Raw genomic sequence first — 18,115 nt, 5'->3', positions numbered from 1 at the left:
CTGGCGATCGGATCAACCGCGCGCGGCGGCCAGGGATTCCCGGGCGGCTGCGGCGACGTTCTCGGGGGTGAAGCCATAGGCGGCGAAGAGGGTCTTCGCGTCGGCGGAGGCGCCGAAGTGGTCGAGGGAGACGATGCGTCCTGCGTCCCCTGTGAACCGGTACCACGTCAGAGCGATGCCCGCCTCGATCGCGACCCGCGCCCGCACGGACGGCGGAAGGACGCTCTCGCGATACGCGCGCGGCTGCTCGTCGAACCATTCCACGGACGGCATCGACACCACGCGGGTGCCGATCCCCTCCGCCTCAAGCAACTCGCGAGCGGCGACGGCCAGATGGACCTCGGAGCCGGTGGCGAGGAGGATGACGTCAGGGGCCTCGGTCGACGCTTCCCGAAGGACGTAACCGCCCTTCGCCGCGTCCGGGTTCGGCGCGTACGTCGGTACACCCTGACGGGTGAGCGCGAGCCCGTGCGGGGCCGGTTCGCTGCCCTGCCGCCGCAGGATCTCGGCCCAGGCGATCGCGGTCTCGTTGGCGTCGGCCGGACGGACTACGTTCAGGCCCGGGATGGCGCGCAGCGAGGCCAGGTGCTCGACCGGCTGGTGCGTCGGGCCGTCCTCGCCGAGGCCGATGGAGTCGTGCGTCCACACGTACGTCACCGGCAGCTGCATCAGCGCGGACATACGGACGGCGTTGCGCATGTAGTCGGAGAACACCAGGAAGGTGCCGCCGTAGACGCGCGTGTTGCCGTGCAGGGCGATGCCGTTCATCTCCGCGGCCATCGAGAACTCGCGGATACCGAAGTGGATCGTACGGCCGTACGGGTCCGCCTCCGGCAGTGGATTGCCCGCGGGGAGGAAGGACGACGTCTTGTCGATGGTGGTGTTGTTCGACCCGGCCAGGTCGGCGGAGCCGCCCCACAGCTCGGGGAGCACGGCGCCGAGGGACTGGAGCACCTTGCCGGAGGCCGCGCGGGTGGCGACCGCCTTGCCTTCCTCGAAGACCGGCAGGGCATCCTCCCAGCCCTCCGGCAGCTGACCGGCGACGATCCGGTCGAACAGCTGCGCGCGCTCCGGTTCGGTGCCGCGCCACTCCTCGATCCGCTTGTCCCAGGCGGCGTGCGCCTCGGCGCCCCGGTCGAGGGCCGTACGGGTGTGGGCGAGGACGTCCGCGTCGACCTGGAAGGACTGCTCGGGGTCGAAACCGAGGACGCGCTTGGTGGCGGCGACCTCCTCCGCGCCGAGGGCGGAGCCGTGGGAGGCCTCGGTGTTCCGCGCGTTCGGGGCCGGCCAGGCGATGATCGTGCGCATCGCGACGATCGACGGGCGCCCGGTCTCGGCCCGCGCCGCCACCAGCGCCGTGTGCAACGCGTGGACGTCGATGTCCCCGTCGACGGTGGGCTCGATCCGCTGTACGTGCCAGCCGTAGGCCTCGTACCGCTTCAGCACGTCCTCGGAGAACGCCGTGGCGGTGTCGCCCTCGATGGAGATGTGGTTGTCGTCGTAGACGAAGACCAGGTTGCCGAGCTTCTGGTGGCCGGCGAGGGAGGAGGCCTCCGCGGAGACGCCCTCCTGGAGGTCGCCGTCGGAGACGATCGCCCAGATGGTGTGGTCGAAGGGAGACTCACCCTCGGGGGCGTCCGGGTCGAACAGGCCGCGCTCGTAGCGGGCCGCCATCGCCATGCCGACGGCGTTCGCGACACCCTGGCCCAGCGGGCCGGTGGTGGTCTCGACGCCGGCCGTGTGCCCGTACTCGGGGTGACCCGGCGTCTTCGAGCCCTGCGTGCGGAACGCCTTCAGGTCGTCCAGCTCCAGCTCGTACCCGGAGAGGAAGAGCTGCGTGTAGAGGGTCAGTGAGGTGTGGCCGGGGGACAGGACGAAGCGGTCACGGCCGGTCCACTCGGGGTCCGCCGGGTCGTGACGCATCACCTTCTGAAAGATCGTGTATGCGGCCGGCGCCAGGCTCATCGCGGTGCCGGGATGGCCGTTGCCGACCCGCTGTACGGCATCCGCCGCCAGAAGGCGGGCGGTGTCGACGGCACGCCGGTCGAGTTCGGTCCACTCGAAGCTGTCGGGTGTCTGCGTGCTCATCTTCAAGAAATCCTCGATGGGAGCGGTATCTATCGTCTGATGTGTTGAACCTTAAAAGTCTGACTTTTACGAAGGAAGGTGGTGGTGTGCCAGCCTGTGGTGAAAGTGGGACACAGGCAGCATGACCAGGGCGGCACGAGAAGGACATGGCGGACACAACCACCCAAGGCGCAGGCACCCGGGGCAAGGGCAGGGGCGCGGACAGCGGCGGCGGCGATGACGGGATCAGAACCTTCCCCTTCCCGGTCGATCTGAGCGTCTGCGGTGTCGGCATGCAGACCGGCCCGATGGGCACCGACCGCACCTGGCACGCCGACGCGCCCCTCGAACGCGTCCACCGCATCGACTTCCACGTCGTGATGCTCTTCGACGAGGGCCCCGTACACCACATGATCGACTTCGCCGAGTACGAGGCCGCGGCCGGCGACGTGCTGTGGATCCGCCCCGGCCAGATCCACCGCTTCTCCAGGACGAGCGAGTACCGCGGAACCGTCCTGACCATGCAGCCGGGCTTCCTGCCCCGCGCCACCGTCGAGGCCACCGGCCTCTACCGCTACGACCTGCCGCCCCTGCTCCGCCCCGACGCGGCACAGCTCGCCGGCCTCAGGGCCGCCCTGGCCCAGCTGGAGCGCGAGTACGAGGACACCGCGACCCTGCCGCTGAGCCTGCACACGGCGGTGCTGCGGCACTCCCTGACCGCGTTCCTGCTGCGGCTGGCCCATCTCGCGGCGAGCTCCGCCGAGGCGGCGCGCCGCCAGGCCGACACCACCTTCACCCTCTTCCGGGACGCGGTCGAGCAGCACTTCGCCACCAACCACAGCGTCAGCGCCTACGCCGACGCCCTCGGCTACTCCCGCCGCACCCTCGTCCGCGCGGTCCGCGCCGCCACCGGCGAGACCCCGAAGGGCTTCATCGACAAGCGTGTCGTCCTGGAGGCCAAGCGCCTGCTCGCCCACACCGACCTGCCGATCGGCCGGGTGGGCGTGGCCGTCGGCTTCCCGGACGCGGCGAACTTCTCCAAGTTCTTCCACCAGCACACGGACCTGACGCCGGCGGCGTTCCGGGCGGAGCTGCGCTAGGGCGGGGCGCCTACGACAGTTCCCGCGAAGCGACCTGGCCGCCCAGCCAGGGCATCCGGCGCACCAGCGTGTCGCGCATCCTGCTGAGGGCCGCGATCCGCTCCTCCCACTCGGCGACGCGCTGGGCGCCGACGGCGTGGTCGGCGGCGCACGACGCCGAGTACGCGAACACCTCGGGCAGATCGGCGTCGAGGAAGCGGACGAAGAGGTGTTCATGCCGGCGACGCCAGAGGCTGACGCATACGTGAAGGTCAAGCAGTCCGGCGCCGCCGACGGTCGGTCACGACATCTGTGTCAGTGGCCGAAGTCGAACCAGTTGACGTTCACGAAGTCCGCGGACTGGCCGCTGGTGAAGGTCAGGTAGACGTCATGGGTGCCGGTCACGGAGCTGATGTTCGCCGGGACCGTCCGCCAGGACTGCCAGCCCCCGGTGTTGGCGAGCGCGAAGCTGCCTATGGGTGTGCTGGTACGGCTGTCCAGGCGTACCTCGATCAGACCGCTGACGCCCGATCCGGCACCGCTCGCGACCCGGGCGTAGAACTGCGTGGCCGCCGTGGAGCCGAAGTTGACGCCCTTGTACAGCGCCCAGTCACCATTGGCGAGCGAGCCGATGTCCTGGCCGCCGCCGGTGTCGGTGGTGGTCTCGGTGCTGGTGCCGGACTGGCTGTCGTAGGACTCGGCCTGGATGGCGCTGTAGGCGTCGCGGTTGCCGGACGGCGGGGGTGTGGTACCGCTCCCACTTCCCGTCGACCGGAGCACCTGCACGTAGTCCACGACCATCGGGTGGCCGGACTCGGTGCCGCTGTCCAGGCCGCCGCCGAACGCGTCCGGGAAGGCGCCGCCCATCGCCACGTTCAGGATGAGGAAGTAGCCGTGGTTGGTGGCGTTGGCCCAGGTCGTCGCGTCGACCTGGTTCGCGGTGACGGTGTGGTAGTTGACGCCGTCGACGGAGAAGCGGATGGCCTCGGGGCTCACCGACCGGTCCCACTCCATGGTGTAGGTGTGAAAGCCGGACTGGCAGGTCGTGTTCGGGCACGCGACGGAGTTGCCGATGCCGGTGGTCTCGTTGCACGGGCCGCCCGGGTTGGTGCCGCAGTGCATGGTGGCCCAGACCTTGTTCAGGCCCTGGACGTTCTCCATGATGTCCAGCTCACCGACGCCCGGCCAGTTCTGGTAGTTGCCACGGTAGGGCGCGCCGAGCGCCCAGAACGCGGGCCAGTAGCCCTCGGCGGCGGTGCCGGTGACGTCGGGCATCTGCAGGCGGGCCTCGACGCGCAGCTTGCCGCCGGCCGGGGGCTGGAAGTCGGTCCGCGTGGTCTCGATGCGGCCCGAGGTCCAGTTGCCGGCGGAGTCGCGCACGGGGGTGATGCGCAGGTTGCCGCTGCCGTCGAGCGAGACGTTGTTCGTGCTCGACGTCATCGTCTCGATCTCGCCGGTGCCCCAGTTGGCGGGGCCGCCGGGATACGAAGTGCCGGTGTCGTACTGCCAGTTGGCGGTGTTGACGCCGGAGCCGGCGGTGCCGTTGAAGTCGTCGAGGAAGACCTGCGTCCAGCCCGACGGCGGGGTGGGCGCGGAGGCGTTGGCGGGCAGGGTGGCGACCGTGGCGGCGGCCGCCGCCAGGCCGAGGGTGCCGAACACGGCGACGAGGGCGCGCCGGACGGGGCGCCGTCTTCCAGGTATGCCGGAGGTTTCGCTCATGGGGGCCTCTCGGGTACGGAGTGAAGTGCGCGAGTGCACTTGGTCCGGTTGCTCCAGCTGGAGCAGTTGGAGCAACCGGAGTCTTGAGAGCGCTCTCAAAGTGCGGCCAATGTGCTCCCTGTCACTCCGGTCGTCAAGAGGTGAAACCGAGAAAATCCTTCTGGCGCAGGGGAGTTCACCCCCTGAATGCGTGAATGCGTGAATGTACGACCGCGTGAAGGGGCTAGAGCGCGCTCCCCGCCTTCCAGTCCGCCCATGACAGGTTCCAGCCGTTGAGGCCGTTGGACGGGGTGACCGTCCTCTCGCCCGAGTTCTTCACGATCACCACGTCGCCGAGCATCGAGCTGTCGTAGAACTCGTAGCCCGCCACGGAGGAGTCGTTCGCGCCCTTGGCGTCGTGCAGGCCGACGCAGCCGTGGCTGGTGTTCTCGCTGCCGAACACCGACGTGGAGGCCCAGTAGTTGCCGTGGATGAAGGTGCCGGACGTGGTCAGGCGCTGGGCGTGCGGGACGTCCGCGATGTCGTACTCGTCGCCGAGCCCGACCGTCGAGGACTCCATGCGGGTCTCCTTGAGCCGCTCGCTGATCACCATGATCCCGGACCAGGTGGTGTGGTCGGAGTCGCCGCCGGTGACCGGGTAGGTGGCGAGGGTCGCGCCGTCCCTCTGCACCGTCATCTGCTTGCTGGAGAGGTCGACCGTGGTGATCTGCTCGCGGCCGATGTGGAAGGTGACGTCCTTCGACTGAATACCGTAGACACCATCCTTTCCCTCGACGTCCTTCAACCGCAGACCGAGCGTGATCTTCGTGCCGGGCGCCCAGTACGTCTCCGGCCGGAAGTCGAGCCGGGTGTCGCTGAACCAGTGGCCGACCACCTCGACGGCAGGCTCGGCGGTCACCGTGATCGCCTTCTCGACGGCGGCCCGGTCCACGACCGCGTGCGTGAAGTTGATCGACACGGGCATGCCGACGCCGGAGGTGGAGTTCGCCTCGGGCGTGAAGTAGCCGACGAACGTCTCCCCGGGCGACTTGGTGGTGAAGGTCGTGGTCCGGGCGGCGGCGCCCTGCGCCTGCGCCGTAACCGTGTACTTGGTGCCCGAGTACGGGTTCTTCGCCGAGGTCCACCTGGTCTTCGCGTCGTTGAAGGACCCGGCCAGGGTGGAGCCGTCGTTGCCGGTGACCGTCACGGCCGCGAGGGTGCCGTCGGTCACGGTGACTTCCACGGGGCTGGTGAAGCCGGCCTTCTTGGTGCCGTCGGCGGGCGTGACCGAGACGACCGGCTTCTTCGTCGCCGCCGCCTTCGCGGTCGCCGACGTCCCCTCCGAGGCGTCCGCCGTTCCGCTGCTGCAGCCGGTCAGCGCGGCACCCGACACGGCGCCGAGGATCGCGAGGACCCCACGCCGGGACCACCGCTCCGGCAACTGCTCGGACCGGTTCGATATGTGCGAGACGCCCACGGTTCGCCTTCCTGAGATGTCCACGTATGCGGGTGCATCCTGCGACTCCCACCTGGGGCGATCCTTTGAATTACCCGTTTGCGACCTGAGATTTCCGTGAGGATGTGTGCACTCGCTAACCTGTCGCGATCACGCTCGGACCACGACAGGGGAACCATGAGTCTGCGCCGTAACCGTCTGCTGCCCGTCTGCGCCGCCCTCTGCGCCGTCGCCCTCACCGCCTGCTCGGGCACGGGCGACGGAGGATCGTCCGAGGCCAAGGACGGCAAGGGCACGGGCACGGGCGGAGTGATCTCGCTCGCGGACGCGAAGAACGTCCTGCGCACCTACGTGAAGGTCAACAACGCGGCGAACACCACGCAGGACGCCGAGCAGACGGCGACCGTGGAGAGCGGCGCGCTGCTGTCGCAGAGCCAGGCGTCCTTCCAGCAGTACCCGGCATGGACGAAGAAGGAGCAGGCGGACTCCGAGGCCCCCTTCTCCTATCCCGTGGCGGACGCCCACTTCTACATCCCGCCGAAGGGATCCGCCGACTTTTTCATGGTGGACACTCCGATCACCGGTGCGAGCATCGAGAAGGGCCGCCGCCGGCTGCTCGCCTTCAAGCAGGTCGTCGACGAGAAGGCCAAGAGCGGCAAGACCTGGAAGGCGGTCGCCGTCGGCGAGATCACCGACGGGCTGCCGGCCGTCGCCGAGGACGGCCACGGGCTCGCCACCCCGGTCGCGGCGACCGACAAGGTCGGCGCCTTGACGCCGGGCGACCTCGTCGGGCTGTCCCAGGACTTCTACGTGACCGGCGGCAAGAAGGCCGCCGGTACCTTCACCGGCACGGACTCCGTCAAGGCCTGGAAGAAGGCCTACGCCCACCGCGCGTCCTTCAAGGACGACTGCGTCGACGGCAGCTACGAGGCCGGCGCCGGCGGCGCGGACGCGGCGTACGGCGTGAAGACCGAGGACGGCGGCGCGCTCGTCCTCTACGACTTCGGGTTCGTCTACAAGAACTGGACGAAGGCCGAGTGCCCCGGCAGCGAACTGCACCTCGACGACCTGCCCGTCGTCACCAAGATCTACCTGAACGGCAGGACCACGATCCTGAACCTCACCCGCACCGAGTCGGTGATGGCCATGGCCGTGGTGCCGCCGTCCGGGAAGAAGGTCCGTGTCACCGGGTACCAGGAGCAGCTGACCTACGCGCAGTGAGCGCCTCGGCCCGCGTCGCCCGCGTCGCTCGCCGTGCCCGCCGGCCGGGGACCGCCGTCGTCCCCGGCCGGCGGCGGCGTCCGTACGGACCTGGCGCCGATCGGTGTCGTGAGGGTGAGCCGGGCGTGTTCAGGTCCGCTGCTGGGCGTCCGGGCGCCAGCCGAGCGCCCGTGAGATACCGCGCGCCGCGAGCCGTACCGCCGGTATCAACACCGCCACCTGGGCGTGGGCGTGGGGAACGACGACCGACACGGCGGCGGCCACGGCACCGGCCGGCCCGCGCACCGCTGCCGCCACCGACAGTGCGTCGTCGGTGATCTGACGGTTGCTCACCGCCACTCCGGCGTGCCGTACTTCGGCCAGCTCGCGGCGCAGCCGTGCCGGATCGGTGAGGGTGTACGGCGTGAAGGACGCCAACGGGCCCGCGCAGTACCGTTCCTGGAACTCCGGCTCGCCGTGGGCCAGCAGCGCGAGCCCGACGCCGGTGGCGTGCAGCGGCCAGCGCGCGCCGACGCGGATGTGGACGCCGACCGCCGAGCGTCCGGAGAGCCACTCGATGTAGACGACGTCCGATCCGTCCCGCACGGCCAGTTGCACATTCTCGTGCGTGGCCTCGTACAGGTCCTCCAGGTACGGCAGAGCGACCTGCCGCAGCGCGAGCCCGCGCGGTGCGAGGGCCGCGATCTCCCAGAGTCTGAGCCCGACGGTGTAGACGCCGGTCGCGTCCCGTTCCAGCGCGCCCCACTCGGTGAGCGCGCCCACCAGCCGGTGCGCCGTGGTCAGCGTCAGTCCGGCCCGGCGGCTGATGTCGGTCAGGGACAGCGCCGGGTGCTCGTGGTCGAACGCGGCCAGCACCGACAGCAGGCGGTCGGGCGCGGAACGCGTGGTGGTCATGGCCGGGTCTCTCCGCCGAGCCCCGCCTCCGCCGCCCGCTGGAGCAGGGCGTGCAGGGTCTCCCGCTCGGCCGGGTCGAGGGGCGCCAGCAGTTCGTTGGTGACGTGCAGACTCGCCTCGTCGGTGTCGTGCAGGAAGGCGCGGCCGGCCTCGGTCAGTGCGACGATCCGGCTGCGGCGGTCGTCCGGGGCGGGACGGCGCTCGGCGAAGCCCAGTTTCTCCAGGTCGTCGACCAGGCCGACGATCGCGCTCGGGTCGTATCCCAGCCGCTCGCTCAGCTCGCGCTGCAGGACGCCGTCGCCGGCGGCGAGGAAACGCAGCAGCGCGTAGTGGCGCAGGCGCAGGCCCGACTCCTGCAGGAAGGAGTTGAACAACTGCCCCGAGCGCAGGCCCAGCCGGTACAGCAGATAGCCCGTGTCGGCGTGCAGCGTACGCATCCACGGCTCCTGCGCGTCGACGGAAACGGGGTTCGTGGCGTGCTGGCGGGTGATGGCGGGCTCCCTGGTCGAGGCCCCGGGCGGGGGCGGTTCTGCGCTACCGGCCCCAGTCTGACGCACCCCGTCGGTCGGCAACAACTATTGACGTCAACAATTATTGCTCTTAGCTTCGATCTCGTACCCGCAACAGCTGCAACCCGGTCGCCGTCGGCTGCACCGAGCCGCAGTCGGGCCGCACCTGGCCGCATCGCACGCAGCACTTCGTGAAGGGACTCTCCCGTGTCCAGCATCGATCTCACCGGCAAGGTCGCCGTCGTCACCGGCAGCGGCCGGGGCCTCGGCCTCGCCTACGCGCACGCCCTGGCCGCCCACGGCGCGTCCGTGGTGGTCAACGACGTCGACGAGGCCGTGGCCGAGCAGGCCGTCAAGTCCATCACCGAGGCGGGCGGCACGGCCGTCGCCGAGGTGGTCGCGGTCGGCACCACGGAGGCGGCGGACCGGCTGGTGAACCGCGCGGTCGAGGAGTTCGGGCGGCTGGACGTCCTGGTCACCAACGCGGGCATCCTGCGCGACAAGGTGCTGTGGAAGATGACCGACGACGACTTCGACGCGGTGCTCACCACCCACCTCAAGGGCACCTTCACCTGCGCCCGCGCCGCCGCGGTCCGCCTGCGCGAGCAGGGCGAGGGCGGCAGCCTGATCCTGGTCGGCTCCCCGGCCGGGCAGCGCGGCAACTTCGGGCAGACGAACTACGCCGCCGCCAAGGCCGGCATCGCCGCGATGGCCCGCACCTGGTCGATGGAGCTGGGCCGCGCCGGCATCACCGTGAACGCGATCGTGCCGGTCGCCGCCACCGCCATGACCGAGACCATCCCCGCCTTCGCCCCGTACGTCGAGGCCATGAAGAACGGCGAGCCGCTGCCGGACTTCCTGCGCAAGGGCGAGGGCTTCGGCACCCCCGAGGACTGCGCCGCCCTCGTCCCCTTCCTCGCCTCCGAGGCCGCCCGCGGCATCACCGGTCAGGCCATCGGCATCGGCGGCGACAAGGTGGCACTCTGGTCGCATCCGCAGGAGATCAGGGCGGCGTACGCCGACGGCGGCTGGACCCCCGGCGCCCTGGCCGACGTCTGGCCGACCTCGGTCGGTGCCGAGCTCCAGACGGTGGGCATTCCGGCCCCCAAGTTCCCGGAGGCGTGATGGGCCCCTCCACGAACCCCTCCATGAACCTCGACGAGCTCGTCGCGATCGACGTCCACACCCACGCGGAGGTCTCCTCCAAGGGGCACTCCTCCCTGGACGACGACCTGCACGACGCCTCCTCCGCCTACTTCAAGGTCGAGGGCAAGCGGAAGCCGACCCTGGAGGAGACGGCCGCCTACTACCGGGAGCGGAAGATGGCCGCCGTGATCTTCACGGTGGACGCCGAGTCCGCGACGGGCACGGAACCGGTCCCGAACGAGGAGGTGGCGGAAGCGGCGGCCGCCAACCCGGACGTCCTCATCCCCTTCGCCTCCATCGACCCCTTCCGCGGCAAGGCGGGCGTACGGCAGGCCCGCCGCCTGGTCGAGGAGTACGGGGTGAAGGGCTTCAAGTTCCACCCCAGCATCCAGGGCTTCTTCCCCAACGACCGCTCGGTGGCGTACGACCTCTACGAGGTGATCGAGGAGACCGGCGCGATCGCCCTGTTCCACACGGGCCAGACGGGCATCGGCGCCGGCGTCCCCGGCGGCGGCGGAATCCGCCTCAAGTACTCCAACCCCCTGCACGTGGACGACGTCGCCGCCGACTTCCCACAGCTGAAGATCATCCTGGCGCACCCGTCCTTCCCCTGGCAGGACGAGGCCCTCGCCGTGGCCACGCACAAGCCCGGTGTGCACATCGACCTGTCCGGCTGGTCACCGAAGTACTTCCCGCCGCAGCTCGTGCAGTACGCCAACACCCTGCTCAAGGACAAGGTCCTCTTCGGCTCCGACTTCCCCGTCCTCACCCCCGACCGCTGGCTCGCCGACTTCGCGAAGCTGCCGATCAAGGACGAGGTCAGGCCGAAGATCCTCAAGGAGAACGCCGCCCGTCTGCTTGGGCTGACGAAACCGTAAAGGGGCCGGACATGCGCAACGAGGGACTGGGGTCGTGGCCCGCACGCCGGGCCCGCAAGACCCCGCACCGCACTGCCCTGGTCCACGGCGAGACGTCGACCGACTACCGCACACTGCATACACGCACCACCCGTCTCGCCCACGCCCTGCGCGCCCGGGGCATCCGGCGCGGCGACCGCATCGCCTACCTCGGCCCCAACCACCCCTCCTACCTCGAGACGCTGTTCGCCTCGGGCACGCTCGGCGCGGTCTTCGTCCCCCTCAACACCCGCCTCGCCGGACCGGAGATCGCCTACCAGCTCGCCGACTCCGGCGCGAAAGCCCTCGTCTACGGCCCCGCGTACGCCGGCCTCGTCGCCGGACTGCCGGGCAGCACGGACGTACGGACGTACGTCGAGGTCGGCGCCGAATACGAGGAGGCGCTGGCGGCGGCCGCCGAAGAGCCCATCGACGAGCCGGTCGGCGCCGACGACACCTGCATCATCATGTACACCTCGGGGACGACCGGCCGCCCCAAGGGCGCCATGCTCACCCATGGCAACCTGACCTGGAACGCGATCAACGTCCTCGTCGACACCGACCTTGTCGCCGACGAGCGCGCACTGGTCTCCGCGCCGTTGTTCCACACGGCGGGCCTGAACATGCTCGCCCTGCCGGTGCTGCTGAAGGGCGGTGCCTGTGTCCTGGTCGAGGCCTTCGACCCGGACACGACCTTCGACCTGATCGAACGCCACCGGATCACCTTCATGTTCGGGGTGCCGACGATGTTCGACCAGCTCGCCCGGCATCCGCGCTGGCCGGACGCCGACCTGACCTCCCTGCGCATCCTCACCTGCGGCGGCTCCCCGGTGCCCACCTCGCTGATCGCCGGGTACCAGGAACGCGGGCTGACCTTCCTCCAGGGCTACGGCATGACGGAGGCCGCGCCCGGGACCCTCTTCCTGGACGCGGAACACGCGGTGAACAAGGCCGGCTCGGCGGGCGTGCCGCACTTCTTCAGCGACGTACGGGTCGTCCGCCCCGACCTCACGTCGGTCGGACTCGGCGAGACCGGCGAGGTCATGGTCCGCGGGCCGCACGTCATGCCCGGCTACTGGGGGCTGCCGGAGGAGACCGCGGCCTCCTTCGCCGACGGCTGGTTCCGCAGCGGGGACGCGGCCCGCGTCGACGAAGACGGTTACGTGTACATCGTCGACCGCATCAAGGACATGATCATCTCCGGGGGCGAGAACATCTACCCCGCCGAGATCGAGGACCTCCTCCTCGCCCACCCCGGCATCGTCGAGTGCGCGGTCATCGGCGTGGCCGACGACAAGTGGGGCGAGGTACCGCGCGCGGTCGTCGTGCCCCGCGAGGGCGCCCGCCTCGACCCCGACGAGGTGCTCGCCTCCCTGGTCGGCCGCCTCGCCAAGTACAAGATCCCCAAGTCGGTGGTGGTCACGGACGAACTCCCGCGCACCGCCTCCGGAAAGCTCCTCAAGTCCCGGGTGCGCCAGCGCTACGGCACCCAACTCCCCTAAGGAACAAGCCACTTATGAGCATCACCGTCAACGGCCTCGACGAACTCAAGAAGCTGGCCGGCAGCGACCTCGGCACCAGCGAGTGGATCGACGTCACCCAGGAACGCATCGACACCTTCGCCGACGCGACGGGTGACCACCAGTGGATCCATGTCGATCCCGAGCGGGCGAAGGAGGGCCCGTTCGGCGCCCCCATCGCCCACGGCTACCTCACCCTGTCCCTCTTCATCCCCCTGTTCACCGAACTGCTGGACGTCCAGGGAGTCACCACGAAGGTCAACTACGGCCTGAACAAGGTGCGGTTCCCCGCCCCGGTGAAGGTCGGCTCCCGGATCCGCCTCGTCGGGAGGCTGGCGGAGGTCGAGGACGTGCCGGGCGGAGTCCAGATCACCGTCGACGGCACGATCGAGATCGAGGGCGCCGCCAAGCCTGCGGCGGTGCTGCAGAGTCTGTCGCGGTTCTACGCCTGACGGTTCCAGGCGTGACGGTTCACGCGCCCGGTCGGTGGGGTCGGCTACGCCGATTCATCCACGGCCGGGCGCAGCCGGAATCAGCTGCGCCCGGAGGAACTCGGCCCCGCCGGCGCCGTGCCGGTCTCCGCCCAGTGCGGCTCACCGACGGCGCGGCCTCGATGATCGTCGGCAGCGCGACCCCGGCCGTGGCAGCGGCACCGAGAAGTGCCGGGGCTGTCAGAAAGCTTCGTCGTCCGGCGCCGGACTTGCGCGGCCTCGCCGTGGTCGCGGGCATGCGAAGTACACATCCGCGCACGTGCGTGGGAGTTGTGGCGACGCGGGGCCCCGTCAACGGCCCCCGCCCCACCTCGGACATCCCGGGGTGGGGCGGGACGCAAACGCAGCATCACCGCCAGTGATGCCCGTTGTGCAAGCCCGGGAACTTCAGTCCCAGGTAGGTGACAGAACGCGCAGGGTCCAGCTCCAGCGGTGGACGCCCGGTGCGACGAGGTAGGAGGGGAAGGTGTCGGGGCCGCAGGAGGCCGTGCCCAGCCCCCGGTGCGCCGCGTCGATGTGCACCACGCAGCCGGGGCGCGGCACCAGCTCGTCATGGTGCGCGGCGGCGGTCAGATCCTCGGCGCGGTAGCGGGTGACGGAGACCTGGCGCGGCTCGTCCAGCGCGACCGCGAGTCCGGTGGCGTCCGGCGCGGACAGCCTGAAGCGCCGTACGCCGTGCCGGCCGCCGCTCTCCTGCGGACGCAGGTAGGGGGTGAACAACGCGTCGACGGGGACGGAGTGGTGGCCGACGGGAGCGCCCGCGCTGCGGTCGGGGTACGACTCCCAGGGACCCTGCCCGAACCACTCCAGCAGATCGAGTCCCGCCACCGTCTCGAACACCGTGCCGACCCGCGCCACGTCGTCGAACTCGTCCGGCAGTTCGGCCTCCTCGACGACCCGGATCCCGCCCTCGACCGGAGTGAACACCTGCCGGTGGCGGACCACGCCGACCGAGCCGGCGTACTCGGCGAGGACGCTCACCCGGCCCTCCTCGCGTCGTACGGAGACGACCTTGCGGACGAGCGCGTCGAGTCCCCAGGCCCGCCAGCGCTGCGCGATGCCGCCCAGTTCGTCGTTGTCGGTGGGCGCCCGCCACAGCGACAGCGTGGGAGCGGCCGTGAGCAGCGGGTGGACCAGGAGTCCGTCGGCGTCGACCGTGACGGGGCGGCCCGGGGCGGGCACGTCCGCCTGCGCCGGGGCCGCGCGCAGCCTCACCTGCGGCGCGCACACCTCCGTGCCGGCCGGCGCCCACGGCTGGTCGTCCGCCGTCGTCACGCGCAGCGTCAGCCAGGCCTCGCCCCCGTCCCGCGGCAGCGCGAACGGCAGCGGCACAGCCGCTGTCTCGCCCGGGCGCAGGTCGGGCAGTTCCGCGGGTGCCCGCAGTGTGCCGCCGTCGGCGAGGGACAGTTCCCACTCGGCGGTCAGCCGGTCAAGGCCCCGGAAATGCTGGCGGTTGGAGACGACGAGCCCCTCGTGCGGGAAGAGCTCCAGTCGTACCGGCGCCGCGATCTCCCGGTGCTCGTACATCACGGGTTTGGGTGTGCGGTCGGGGAAGACGACCCCGTCGGCGATGAAGGCGCCGTCGTGGACCGGCTCGTCGAAGTCGCCGCCGTACGCCCAGCGGTGGCCGGGCGCGGCGACACCGCTCTCGTACAGCCCGGCGCCCCCACGCCCGGCCGGTCTTCCGTCACTCACACGCTGGAGGATGCCGTGGTCCCAGAACTCCCAGATGAAGCCGCCCTGAAGTCCTGGGGTGGCCTCGATGGCGGCCCAGTGGTCGGCGAGCGTGCCGTTGCTGTTGCCCATGGCGTGCGAGTACTCGCACTGGATGAGCGGCTTGGTCTGCTCGCCCGACAGGGCGTGCGCCACACAGTCCTCCAGCGGCGCGTACATGGGACAGGTGATGTCGGAGGCGTCGTCGGGTGCCGCCCAGTCGAGCTTGGCGGCGCCCTCGTACTGGACCGGCCGCGTCGGATCGTGCCGGCGCACCCAGCCGGCCGCCGCGTCGTGGTTCGCGCCGTAGTCGGACTCGTTGCCCAGCGACCAGATGATGACCGACGGGTGGTTCTTGTCGCGCAGCACCATCCGCGAGACCCGGTCCACGAACGCGCCGAGGTAGCGCGGGTCGTCGGCGATCTCGTGGGCGTGGTCGTGGGACTCGATGTCCGCCTCGTCGACGACGTACAGGCCCAGCTCGTCGGCGAGGTCGTACAGCGTCGGGTCGTTGGGGTAGTGCGCGGTGCGGACCGCGTTGAAGCCGAAACGCTTCAGCAGGCTCAGGTCCGCGCGCATGTCGTCGTACGTCACCGTCCGCCCCGTCAGCGGATGGAAGTCGTGCCGGTTGACGCCCCGGATGTAGACGCGCTCGCCGTTGACCAGCAGGTCCCGGCCGACGATCTCGACGTCGCGAAAGCCGATGCGGTGGTACGAGGTGTCGGCGACCGTTCCGTCGGCGCGGTGCAGCCGGACGGTCAGGTCGTACAGCTCGGGTGTCTCCGCGTTCCAGGTGCGCACGTCCGCGACGGTGGCCAGCAGCCGTGCCTCGCCGAGGAAGCCGGAGACCCGCTCGTCCTCGGTGTTGATCCGGTCGAACTCCGTGTCCCGTGTGAGCGGTTGACCGTCCAGGTCGCCGCTGACGTACCACCCTTCGGGCAGCGCACCGCCCGCGTCCCGTACGCCGCAGTCGACCCGCAGGTCGCCGTGGCGTCCGGCCCGCACGGTCACGTCGGCGAGGTGCAGGGGATCCGTCGCGTACCACAGCACCGACCGTGTGACGCCGCCGTGCCACCACTGGTCCTGGTCCTCGATGTGTGAGGCGTCCGACCACTTCACCACGGTGAGCCGTACGACGGCCCGCTCGCCCGGGCGCACCACCTCGGTCAGGTCGAACTCGGCGGCCAGATGGGAGTCCTTGGAGATGCCGACCGGCCGCCCGTCCACGTGCACCAGCAGCACGCTCTCGGCGGCCCCGACCTGGAGCACGATCCGCCGGCCGGCCCACTCGGCGGGGACGTCCACCGTACGTTCGTAGACGCCCGTCGGATTGGCGGCGGGCGACAGCGGGGGAAATTCTGTATACGGCATACGGACGTTCGTGTACTGCGGAAGGTCGCCGGTGTCCTGCATCGTCCAGACACCGGGAACGTACGACGACGACCAGCCGTCCGCGACCGGCGCGTCCGGGGTCGACAGCAGTTGGAACCGCCAGTCGCCGTCCAGGGACAGCGCCCCCGCCCGCCGGTCCACGGCGTTCATCGGCAGTCGCCCCCACGAGGTCACCTCGGGTGCCTCCCAGGGGCGCAGGGTGAGCAGTGGATCGCTCGTCATCCGCGGACGGCCCCCTTCGCGAGGTCCCCGATGATCTGCCGGGCGCCGATCGCGAACACGATCAGCAGCGGGACGAGGGCGAGCAGCGCGCCGGTCATGACCATTCCGTAGTCGGTGGTGCCGTGGGTGCCGTTGAGCTGGGACAGAGCGACCTGGAGGGTGACGTTGTCCGGGTTGGTCAGGGCGATCAACGGCCAGGCGTAGTCGTTCCACTGGCCCATGAAGGTGAAGATGCCGAGGAAGGCGAGGCCCGGCCGGACGACCGGGAGCGCCACGTGCCAGTACTGGCGCAGGAATCCGGCCCCGTCGATCTTCGACGCGTCGAGCAGTTCGTCATGGATGGCGCTCTTCATGTACTGGCGCATCCAGAAGATGCCGAACGCGTTGGCCGCCGCCGGCACGATCAGCGCGGTCATCGAGCCGATCCAGCCGACCTTCGCCATGATCACGAACTGCGGGATGGCCTGGAGCTGGGCCGGCACCATGAAGATCGCCATCATCAGGGCGAACAGCACACGCCGGCCCGGAAACTCGAACTTAGCGAACACGAACGCGGCCAGCGAGTCGAAGAACAGGACCAGGAACGTCACCGAACAGGCGACGAGCAGCGAGTTGAACATCGACCCGAAGAAGTCGATGTTGTCGAAGAGATGGCGGACGTTCTCCAGGAAGTGCGAGCCCGGCAGCAGCTTCGGCGGGTAGGAGAAGATCTCGGTCGACGAGTGCGTCGACATGATCACGGCCCAGTAGAACGGGAAGACCGAGAGCAGCAGACCGATGATCAGCGTCAGATGGAGAGCGATGCCCCGGCGGTTCGAACCCTTGATGGATGACATGGGCGGGGCCTCCTAGTCTTCGCCCCGGCGCTGCACCAGGCGCCAGTTGATGATCGAGAAGATGATGACGACGAGGAAGATGCCCCAGGCCACGGCGGCGCCGTAGCCGAAGTCGTTGTTGTCGAAGGTCTGCTGGAAGAAGTAGAGGACCATGGTCTGGCCCGAGTGGCCGGGACCGCCCGCGAACGACGAGTTGTTGTCCGTGGTCTGGAGCAGCACCTGTGGCTCGGAGAAGGTCTGCAGCCCGGTCACCGTCGAGATGACGAGCACGAAGAGCAGCGTCGGACGCAGCATGGGCAGCGTCACCCGGAAGAAGGTCTGCACGGGCCCGGCACCGTCCATCCGGGCCGCCTCGTACAGCTCGCCCGGGATGGTCTGCAGGCCGGCCAGGAAGATGATCGCGTTGTAGCCGGTCCACTGCCAGGTCATCAGTGTGGCGATGGCGACCTTGATGCCCCAGGGGGTGTTCAGCCATGCCACCTGGTCCAGGCCGACCGCCTGAAACAGCGCGTTCGCCAGGCCGAAGTTGGTGGAGAAGACCGAGCCGAAGATGATCGCGACCGCCACGATCGAGGTGACGTTCGGCAGGAAGTAGGCGAAGCGGTAGACGTTCTTGAAGCGGACCGCCGAATTGAGCATCACGGCCGTCACCATCGACAGGAAGATCATCGGAAAGGTGGCGAGCGCCCAGATGACGAGGGTGTTCCCGATCGAACTCCAGAACTGACTGTCCGACAGGAGATAGCGGTACTGGGAGAGTCCCGCGTACTCCATCGAGCCGAGGCCGTCCCAGCGATGGAAGGACAGATACAGCGAGAAGCCGACCGGGATCAGCCCGAAGGCCAGGAACAGCAGATAGAAAGGGGAGATCGCGGCGTACAGCCGCCAGTGGCTGAGGATGCCCTTCGAGGGGCGTACGGCGGGGGTCCGGGCGACAGCCGGCGCAGGCGTCTCCAACACGGGTGCGGTGGCCAT

15 protein-coding genes are annotated in these 18,115 nt (G+C 69.9%); 6 read left to right on the top strand and 9 right to left on the bottom strand.

All coding sequences use genetic code 11. The features are described from left to right. Nucleotides 1-12 precede the first annotated feature (12 nt). Nucleotides 13-2,088, bottom strand: a complete 2,076-nt coding sequence (gene tkt, locus ACFY16_RS17675) for a transketolase (RefSeq protein WP_390648008.1) — start codon at nucleotides 2,086-2,088, stop codon at nucleotides 13-15. 146 nt (nucleotides 2,089-2,234) lie between these two features. On the opposite strand from tkt, the gene ACFY16_RS17670 reads away from it, so the two are divergent. Next, the gene (locus ACFY16_RS17670) at nucleotides 2,235-3,167 is read left to right on the top strand and encodes a helix-turn-helix domain-containing protein (protein ID WP_390648007.1); all 933 of its coding nucleotides are present in this window, start codon (nucleotides 2,235-2,237) and stop codon (nucleotides 3,165-3,167) included. A gap of 10 nt (nucleotides 3,168-3,177) precedes the next feature. Here ACFY16_RS17670 and ACFY16_RS17665 read toward each other — a convergent pair whose 3' ends face one another. The 3 genes from ACFY16_RS17665 to ACFY16_RS17655 all read right to left on the bottom strand — a co-directional run bounded on the left by ACFY16_RS17665 (nucleotide 3,178) and on the right by ACFY16_RS17655 (nucleotide 6,321). Further along, the gene (locus tag ACFY16_RS17665; protein WP_390648006.1) at nucleotides 3,178-3,339 is read right to left on the bottom strand and encodes a hypothetical protein; all 162 of its coding nucleotides are present in this window, start codon (nucleotides 3,337-3,339) and stop codon (nucleotides 3,178-3,180) included. Between the two features lie 122 nt (nucleotides 3,340-3,461). Next, a complete protein-coding gene (locus tag ACFY16_RS17660; RefSeq protein WP_390648005.1) occupies nucleotides 3,462-4,865 on the bottom strand; it encodes a glycoside hydrolase family 16 protein in 1,404 nt (467 codons plus the stop codon). A 223-nt stretch (nucleotides 4,866-5,088) separates the two neighbouring features. After that, entirely contained in the window at nucleotides 5,089-6,321 is a 1,233-nt protein-coding gene (locus ACFY16_RS17655) for an Ig-like domain-containing protein (protein ID WP_390648004.1), read from the bottom strand. Nucleotides 6,322-6,477: 156 nt separating this feature from the next. Here ACFY16_RS17655 and ACFY16_RS17650 point away from each other — a divergent pair, with 156 nt between their 5' ends. Further along, nucleotides 6,478-7,521, top strand: coding sequence for a hypothetical protein (locus ACFY16_RS17650; protein ID WP_390648003.1), 1,044 nt, complete (start codon nucleotides 6,478-6,480; stop codon nucleotides 7,519-7,521). 129 nt (nucleotides 7,522-7,650) lie between these two features. On the opposite strand, the gene ACFY16_RS17645 is transcribed toward ACFY16_RS17650, so the two are convergent. Then, a complete protein-coding gene (locus ACFY16_RS17645; protein WP_390648002.1) occupies nucleotides 7,651-8,415 on the bottom strand; it encodes an IclR family transcriptional regulator in 765 nt (254 codons plus the stop codon). After that, nucleotides 8,412-8,852 (bottom strand): MarR family winged helix-turn-helix transcriptional regulator, encoded by a 441-nt coding sequence (locus ACFY16_RS17640; RefSeq protein ID WP_390648001.1) that lies wholly within the window; start codon nucleotides 8,850-8,852, stop codon nucleotides 8,412-8,414. Before ACFY16_RS17640 ends, ACFY16_RS17645 begins: the two co-directional genes overlap by 4 nt. 279 nt (nucleotides 8,853-9,131) lie before the next feature. On the opposite strand from ACFY16_RS17640, the gene ACFY16_RS17635 reads away from it, so the two are divergent. From ACFY16_RS17635 to ACFY16_RS17620, 4 genes are read left to right on the top strand one after another with little or no spacing between them, the layout of a single operon-like run. Further along, the gene (locus ACFY16_RS17635) at nucleotides 9,132-10,049 is read left to right on the top strand and encodes an SDR family NAD(P)-dependent oxidoreductase (RefSeq protein ID WP_390648000.1); all 918 of its coding nucleotides are present in this window, start codon (nucleotides 9,132-9,134) and stop codon (nucleotides 10,047-10,049) included. A 23-nt stretch (nucleotides 10,050-10,072) separates the two neighbouring features. Continuing rightward, nucleotides 10,073-10,948: an amidohydrolase family protein gene (locus ACFY16_RS17630; RefSeq protein ID WP_390647999.1), complete on the top strand. Its 876-nt coding sequence runs from the start codon at nucleotides 10,073-10,075 to the stop codon at nucleotides 10,946-10,948. A gap of 11 nt (nucleotides 10,949-10,959) precedes the next feature. Further along, nucleotides 10,960-12,468, top strand: coding sequence for a long-chain fatty acid--CoA ligase (locus ACFY16_RS17625; protein WP_390647998.1), 1,509 nt, complete (start codon nucleotides 10,960-10,962; stop codon nucleotides 12,466-12,468). Between the two features lie 14 nt (nucleotides 12,469-12,482). Further along, nucleotides 12,483-12,938, top strand: a complete 456-nt coding sequence (locus ACFY16_RS17620) for a MaoC family dehydratase (RefSeq protein WP_390647997.1) — start codon at nucleotides 12,483-12,485, stop codon at nucleotides 12,936-12,938. Between the two features lie 426 nt (nucleotides 12,939-13,364). On the opposite strand, the gene ACFY16_RS17615 is transcribed toward ACFY16_RS17620, so the two are convergent. The 3 genes from ACFY16_RS17615 to ACFY16_RS17605 are packed head-to-tail and all read right to left on the bottom strand — an operon-like array spanning nucleotide 13,365 to nucleotide 18,115. Continuing rightward, a complete protein-coding gene (locus tag ACFY16_RS17615; RefSeq protein ID WP_390647996.1) occupies nucleotides 13,365-16,304 on the bottom strand; it encodes a glycoside hydrolase family 2 TIM barrel-domain containing protein in 2,940 nt (979 codons plus the stop codon). Continuing rightward, nucleotides 16,301-17,140, bottom strand: coding sequence for a carbohydrate ABC transporter permease (locus ACFY16_RS17610; RefSeq protein WP_390647995.1), 840 nt, complete (start codon nucleotides 17,138-17,140; stop codon nucleotides 16,301-16,303). The genes ACFY16_RS17615 and ACFY16_RS17610 overlap by 4 nt, the downstream gene beginning before the upstream one ends. A 12-nt stretch (nucleotides 17,141-17,152) precedes the next feature. Beyond that, on the bottom strand, nucleotides 17,153-18,115 hold the full coding sequence (locus tag ACFY16_RS17605; protein ID WP_390647994.1) for a carbohydrate ABC transporter permease: 963 nt from the start codon (nucleotides 18,113-18,115) through the stop codon (nucleotides 17,153-17,155).

Source organism: Streptomyces sp. NPDC001315, assembly GCF_042896175.1.
Classification (GTDB): domain Bacteria; phylum Actinomycetota; class Actinomycetes; order Streptomycetales; family Streptomycetaceae; genus Streptomyces.
This window is presented reverse-complemented; position numbering and strand designations above follow the sequence as displayed.